Origin of the sequence: Sphaerisporangium aureirubrum (assembly GCF_042658925.1) — a bacterium.
GTDB classification, from domain to species: Bacteria; Actinomycetota; Actinomycetes; order Streptosporangiales; family Streptosporangiaceae; genus Sphaerisporangium; species Sphaerisporangium aureirubrum.
Genome location: NZ_JBHSRF010000045.1, coordinates 61,418 through 68,277, shown reverse-complemented (window position 1 = coordinate 68,277; position 6,860 = coordinate 61,418). Strand labels below are relative to the sequence as shown.

At 76.2% G+C, this 6,860-nt stretch carries 4 protein-coding genes; 1 reads left to right on the top strand and 3 read right to left on the bottom strand.

Annotation, left to right across the window (positions count from 1 at the left end):
* Positions 1–3,072, bottom strand: a 3,072-nt coding sequence (locus ACFP1K_RS25865; protein ID WP_380757848.1) for a phosphotransferase, incomplete at its 3' end; no start/stop codon positions are given.
* Positions 3,073–3,310: 238 nt separating this feature from the next.
* On the opposite strand from ACFP1K_RS25865, the gene ACFP1K_RS25860 reads away from it, so the two are divergent.
* Positions 3,311–3,679: a hypothetical protein gene (locus tag ACFP1K_RS25860; protein ID WP_380757846.1), complete on the top strand. Its 369-nt coding sequence runs from the start codon at positions 3,311–3,313 to the stop codon at positions 3,677–3,679.
* Positions 3,680–3,726: 47 nt separating this feature from the next.
* Here the strand turns inward: ACFP1K_RS25860 and ACFP1K_RS25855 are convergent, their stop codons facing one another.
* Together ACFP1K_RS25855 and ACFP1K_RS25850 are read right to left on the bottom strand one after the other, a co-directional pair.
* Entirely contained in the window at positions 3,727–5,415 is a 1,689-nt protein-coding gene (locus ACFP1K_RS25855) for a CHAT domain-containing protein (RefSeq protein ID WP_380757844.1), read from the bottom strand.
* Positions 5,416–5,446: 31 nt separating this feature from the next.
* The gene (locus ACFP1K_RS25850) at positions 5,447–6,793 is read right to left on the bottom strand and encodes a CHAT domain-containing protein (protein ID WP_380757842.1); all 1,347 of its coding nucleotides are present in this window, start codon (positions 6,791–6,793) and stop codon (positions 5,447–5,449) included.
* Positions 6,794–6,860 lie beyond the last annotated feature (67 nt).

Sequence of the window (6,860 nt, the reverse complement as noted above, 5' to 3'; positions counted from 1 at the left end):
CTCGCGGGCCAGGGCCGCGAGGATGGGCTCTTTGTCTTGGTAGGGGTAGTTGGGTGTGGTGCTCGTGGGGGTGGGGTCGGGGGGGTCGCCGCGTCGGTGCGCGGGCTCGGCCTCTGGGTCGCCTGGGGCGCCGAAGCCCATGTGGTGGTCCGGGTGGGAGGGGACGGGGTGGCTGCCGCGGCGGCCGTCGGTCAGGTGGTGGACGTATCGGGTCAGCAGGGTTCCGGCGTTGAGGCCGGACAGTTCCGCGGGGGCGGTCGTGGCGGCCAGGGTGGTGATCAAGGGAAGCAGGCCTGGGGATCCGATGGCCCGGGACGGCCACCGGGGTGCCGAGTCGTCGTCCAGTCCTTCGGGGTCGCGGAGCAGCCGGGCCACCAGCGCCTCGGTGCGGGCGGTGTGCGCCTCCACGCCGTTCGCCAGGAGAGCGGCGTCCACGTACCGGCGGATCAGCGCCGGGTCCGGCGGGGCGACCACCCGCGGGTGGAACGGCGCGGCGTCCAGGCCGTACAGGTCCGCGGCTCGCGGCGCCGTCCGCCGCCACCCGACGACCACCGACCCGCGCGGCGCCCCGAGCGCGAGCCGCCGCAGCCACTCCGCGACCCGCGCCCGCCGCTCACCGTCCACGCGGTCGAGGCCGTCGGCCACCACGCACACCGCCCCGAGCGTCAGCAACGCCGGAATGCGATCACGCCAGCCCGGGGGCAGCCCCGCCGCCGTCCACGCCTGCGCCAGGACGTCGAGCCCCGCCGCCGTCCACGCCTGTGCCAGGACGTCGGGCCCCGCCGCCGTCCACGCTTCCGCCAGGACGTCGAGCCCGGTCGTCGAGGATCCCTGACCCGAGGACCCGGAGGCGGGTGCGACGGCCGAGGCGAGCGCCCGGACGTCGACAGGGATGGGGAACCGGGGGGTGGGGGGCAGGGCGCCGTTGGGGAGCGCGGTGGCCTGACGGGTCGTCCGGCCGGACCGGGAGGCGGTCGTGTGGGCCGGGCCGGGGTGGGGAGTCCCGGCGGGCGGGGTGACTGGGTGAGGGAGGGGCGACCCGCCGGGGTGATGGGTGGAGGTGCCGGAGGTTTGACGGGTGGAGGTGCCGGAGGTTTGCGGGGTGGCGGGGGTTTGGGGGGTGGTGGTGAGGAGGCGGGTGATGTGTTCCTCGATGATCGTGGTTTTGCCGCTGAGGGCCCCGCCGAGCAGGGTGACGTGAGGGGCTGTGGCGAGGAGTTCCAGGGCGTCGTGGCCGGGGGGCTCGTCGTCGGGGGCGAAGGCCGTCAGTGGGAAGTACTTCTGGCGGCGGGACGGCGGGCGGGGCGGGGAGGCGGTGAACGCGGCCTGGACGATGCGGTCGGACAGGCCGCGCAGGGGCTTCTCCAGCCGCGGGTCGTGCACGCCCCGGGCGTCGAGCTCGTCCACCAGGGCGGCGGCGGTGGCCGCCGTGGCGGGGAGGTGGGGGGCGAGCTTGGGGATCAGAGCCGCGGCGACGGCGTGCAGCACCCGCCGCGGCCACCGCCGGAACGGGCCGGTGCCCTGCCACACCTCGGTCGCGGCCCCGGCCGCCGCCACCGTCACGCGGATCTTCGCGGGGGTCTGCTCGTCGTCCGGCCACTTGAGCATGCGGGCGGCCGAGATCGTCAGATGGGCCAGGTAGTCACGCCACCACGGCGGCCCGGCGCCGGCGGGATAGGCGCGCCGCGCCTGGGCGCGCACCGCCCACAGCATGCGGAACGGCGCCACCAGGCCGGGCGCGACCGAGGGCAGGACGTTCAGGAACGCCGCCTCCACCGAGCCGTACCGCCGCTCCGGCCCGTTCCCCGCGACGAGGTCCAGCGCGACGCTCGCCAGCCCGAGCAGCCGGTGGAGCAGCAGCGTCTCACCGAACCCGAGCCGCGCGGCGAGCACGTCGCGCAGCAGGCCCAGCTCCAGCCAGCCGAGGTCGGCCGACAGGGGCTGATCCTTACGGGTCTTGGGGAAGTCGATCAGGAAGGGCCGCCCGCCCGACAGCATCACGTTGCGCGGGTTGAGGTCGCCGTGCACCAGCGACACCGGGCGCCGCTCCTCCTCGGCGGTGAGCATGTCCCACAACCGGGCGAACGGCACCAGGGTCCGCTCGGCACCACAGACGACATCGAGCCCTTCCCTCTGCAGATCCGGGCACATCCGGGCGATCCTCGCCCACCGGGAGGCGGTGTAGTGGCCGGTGACCCGGCCGTGCACGTCGACCGTCCTGTCCAGGTCCCGCAGGTCCAGCCCCGGCGCGACGATCTCGACGGTCATCCCGGGCAGGCGGGCCGTGGCACCCCCGGCGTGCCCGGTCACCGGGACCGGCCCGAGCCGGACCTCGGCGGGCGGCCCGCCGTCCGGGGCGGGTTCGAGGCACGCGGCCAGCAGCGCGGACGGGCCGGCCAGCAGGTCGTCCAGCTCGCGGGTGGACGGTTCCCCCGCGACGAGCCTTCCCTCCGCGTCGAACCGGCCGGCCTCCAGCGTCAGGTACGGCCCCAGGGTGGGCGCGAGGTCGCGCAGCGAGCCCCGGCCCGGCTGCCCGGCGGCGCCGTTGTACAGCACCTGGCGCGACTTGGTGCCTAACTCGGTGACGGCGGCGAGGAACCGGTGCAGGTCGGCTCCGCCGTGGCAGGCGCGTCCCGCCAGGTCCTCCAGGGTCTCCAGGGTCGCGCCCGGCGTGGCGGAGAAATCGCCCACATGGCCGTAGACGACGGCTTCGCGCCGCCGCCCCACCGGGCTCTGCGCGCCGCGCGCCACCGGGGTGGCCAGCTCGATCGGCGCGCACAGCACGTTGCGGCGCTCGGCGAAGTGGTCCTGGTAGGCGCGCCACTCCTCGGCCATCTCCTCAGCCGGCCCCAGCTTGACCACGTACCGCCACGGCGACCTCCCCCAGAACGCCGTGATCTCGAAGACCTCCGCGCCGTGCCGCCCGCCCGCGAGGCTCCGCCCGGCCTCCACCCGGTCGGGCGGGGTGGCCCACTGCCCCCTGCCCGGCCCGGACGCGGACACGAGCCGCTCCAGCGCGTCATAGGCGTCATGCGGGGCGCCGTCCCCCATGCTGATCCGCGTCTCGGGCACGCCTCTCCCGGTTCCGGGTGCGGACCGGCCGCAGGCGCGCCCCAGACGTCGCTCCGGGACCCGTTCCGGCCGGCGTTCGGTGGCCTAAAGTCAGTATGCACGCACGCGCAGCCCCCTGGAGGAGTCCCCGAAATGCCACCCGGACCGCCCCCGCACCCGCACACCGCGAACAGCGGGAAGGTGAGATGACGCCGTCCTCGTGGAGAGGCGCGTGCGGCCGGCGGGAGGTGGGCGGGGAATGCCGGGCCGGATGACGCCGCCGGGCTCGTGGGCGGATGTCTGCGCGCTGTACGAGCGGTTGCGGCAGCTGTCCCGGGAGACCGGGCGCCTCGGCGAGTGGAAGTCTCTGACCGAGGCCGCCGCGCGGGGTACCGACACGCTCGACGAGTGGCGCTCCCTGTGCGCGGAGATCGCCGCGCACGGCGACTGGTACGGCACCTACGTCATCCGCGACCCCGGCGCCGGCTCCACGAGCCCGGCCCCGTACACCTGCCCCGCCCGCCACCGCTGCTCCCGCCGCGCCCCGGCGGACCGCACCGGCCGCGCACCGCGCTGCGGCCTGGCCGGGCTCCCGATGTCCTCTCCCCCGGACGGCGACGGCTCCTGACCACGCGGGCCTGCGCGCCGGCGCGCGGCATGGCGGGGGCGCAGGGGTCAGTGGCCGGCGGCCGTGGCGGAAGGGTTGCCGTAGACGGTGTAGGCGAGCCAGGTGGGATCGCCGGATTCGTCCATGATGGCTTGGCGGGCCGACAACGACGCCTGGCCCAGGGGGAGGCCTTCCCCGATGAAGTGGTCGTAGAAGCGGTCGGCGAAGTGGGTGGCCGACTCCGAGCGGACGCCCCACAGGGTGCCGAGGAACGCGCTCGCGCCGGCTCGCATGAACTGCCTGGCCCAGCCGGTGGTGGTGGTGATCCTCGGTACCTCGCCGGCGGTGCGGCAGGCGTTGAGGAACACCAGGGGCGCGCCCGGCCAGGCGCCGCGCCGCGCGGGGGGCTCCAGGTCGCCGGGGATGAGCGAGCCGCCGTGCAGGCGGATCTCGCCGCCCGTGGCGGCGGAGTGGGCGTGGTGGCCGGCGAAGTGCAGCACGCCCGCGGGGCCGTCGTCGAGGAGGGCGAGCATCTCGTCGAGGTATTCGATGACACCCCTGTCGTCCATCCCGGTGAGCCGGGCGCGGACCGCCTCGATCTCGTCGGCGGCGTCCCGGTCCAGGCCGGGCACCTCGGTCAGGGACCGCACGTACGCGGCGCTGGGCAGCGCCAGCCTGCGCGCCCGCACCTGCCCGTGCACCCGCCGCACGATCGGGACGCGCTCGGCCAGGAACCCGGCCTCGTCGTCGCCGTCCAGCGGGTACAGCAGCTCCCACGGGATGTCGTCCAGCTCGCTGGCGACGGTGAACGACGTGACGTGGCCCGCCTGCCGCCAGAACTGGTCGCGGATCGCGTCCGGCACCACGTCGCCCCACAGCTCGGCCCCGAGGCTCTTCAGCCGCCGCCGCACCAGGGCCGGGCCCTGCAGGTCGTGCTCGCCGGACGCCATCCGCCCGAGCTCGCCGGCGAGCCGCTCCACGATCGCGGCGGGGTCCCCGGCCAGCCGCCCCGACCGCACCGGCAGCGGCAGCGCGTCGGTGAGCAGCTGGAAGCGGTAGTGGTCGGCCTCCCGGTTCACCTGCAACGTCACCTCGCCCGGCTCGAAGGCCATGGACGGGATGACGGACGTCGTGACCGACTCCTCCTGCGCGTGCCCGTCGTGCTCGGCGGAGATCTGCACCGCCGTCTCCCCGAGCGGCGTGCCGCCCCGGTAGGCCCGCACCACCACCCGGTACAGCCCCGTCCCCGGCGCGGTGAACGAGAACCGCAGCGCGGCGGAGTCCCCCTTCGCGGGAACCGTCAGCTCCTGCTCCAGGTCCGCGTGCGGGACCAGACCCGGCGCCCACACCGACACGACGACCTCGGCCCCCTCCGGCGGGACGTCGAACGGCCGCAGCGCCGTCGCCTGGTCCGCCGGGCCGAGCAGCACCCGCACGAACATCGGCACCCGCATCCCCACCGCCACCCGCTCGGGCGCCGCCACCTCCAGGTACCGGGACGGCGCCCCCGCCACGCCCCGGTAGTCCGGCCCCCGCGCCCCGTCCCGCTCGTTCACCCAGGCCCGCAGCTCCGGCCGGCTCGTGAGCACCCGCCGCAGCGCCGCCTTGGCCGTCCCGGGCGGCAGCGCGAGCGCCAGGTCCAGCTCGGCGCGCAGCGCGGCGGCGTCCCCGGCGCCGGCCAGCAGCCGCCCGAGCAGCGGGCGGGCCAGCACCGCGAGCCGCCGCCAGTCGTCCTCGTCCTTCCCGGCCTTCAGCACCGGTCACCCGCCTTCCGTCCCCCAGGGGAGCTCACACGCCGACGTGGCAGAAGCCCGCCCAGGCGCTCAGGCGGGACTCGTCGCGGTCGCCGGGCTCGCGCACGGTGACCACGTCGAGCAGGGCGTCGGCGACGTCGTGGGGAGGCAGGCCGTCCCCGGCTTCGAGGTCCCGCTCCCAGACGGCGGCCTTCTCGGCGTTGGTGGTGTCGCGGACCCAGCGCTGGGCGTCCCGCAGCGCGGCGCCGGGGGAGAGGCCGTGCCCGCGCCAGCGGCGGTAGAACTCGGTGACCACCATGCTGGTAGCGAGGTCGGGGATCGCCCACAGGGACGCCACCACACCGGCCGCGCCCGCCTGGAGCAGGCCGGTGGGCAGGGCGACGACCTCGTCGGGCAGTTCGGTGCCGGGCAGCGAGGTCTCGCAGGCCGACAGGACGGCCAGGCGGATCCGCAGGTCCATCGCCAGCAGGTCGCGCAGCCGCAGCGGGTGGCCCCCGGACAGCATCAGCGCGCTGTCCAGGGGCTCGGCCAGGTCGGCGCGGCCGTGGCAGGCGAAGTGCAGCACGTCGGCGGCGGGCAGCGCGTCCCGGACGGCCGCCACGGTGGCCTCCTCGCCCGCCAGCGTCCGGGCGGCGGCGGGCAGCGCGGCGGTGGCGGCCATGGTGTCCAGGGCGGTGTACGGCATCTCGGGGTACCACTCCGGCATCGGCCGGGGGTCGGTGACCGCGAGCAGCGTGTGCCCCGGCCGCTCCCGCGCGATCTTCCTGGCCGCGGTCAGCGAGCGGGCGTTGGGCGCGTAGCTGACGGTGGTCACGTCCAGGGCGTGCCGCCGCCCCGTGGGCGTGGCCGGGTCCGCGGTCCAGGCGGCGTGCAGGGGAAGCAGCCCGAGCAGGCCGCCGGGCACCAGGGTCAGCGCGTCCTCGGCCGTGCCGTCGTGCGGCGTGAGGCGCCCGAGGATGTCGCCCATCGCGGCGTCCCACAGCCAGCGGGTGACCGCGTCCAGGTCCAGCTCCCACGCGGTGGGGGCGGCGTCCTCGCGGGGCCGGAACTCGTCGTAGGAGGCGAACAGGCCCGTCACGCGGGCGCGGACCTCGTCGGTGGTCAGCTCCGGCAGGGGGACGTGCTCGACGTCGTCGCCGCGCACGATGAGCGCCAGCCCCTCGGCCTCGGCGGGGGTGACGTAGCAGAGCGGTCCTTCGGCCGCGGCGGCCACGTCCGCGAAGGTCGGCGCGGCCAGGAAGTCCTCGTAGCCGGGCACCTCACGGATGAGGGCCACCACCTCGTCGAGTTCCCGGCGCGCCGCGCGTAACTCCGCGAGATCCGCCGCCTCGGGGGTGATCTGTGACTGCGGGGAGGGGACACCCGGCACCGGCTCGGCCACATCGCCGATGCTACGGCGCTCGCCTTCTCCGCGGCGCGGCTTCGCCCGGGTAGGCATCGGACGAGAC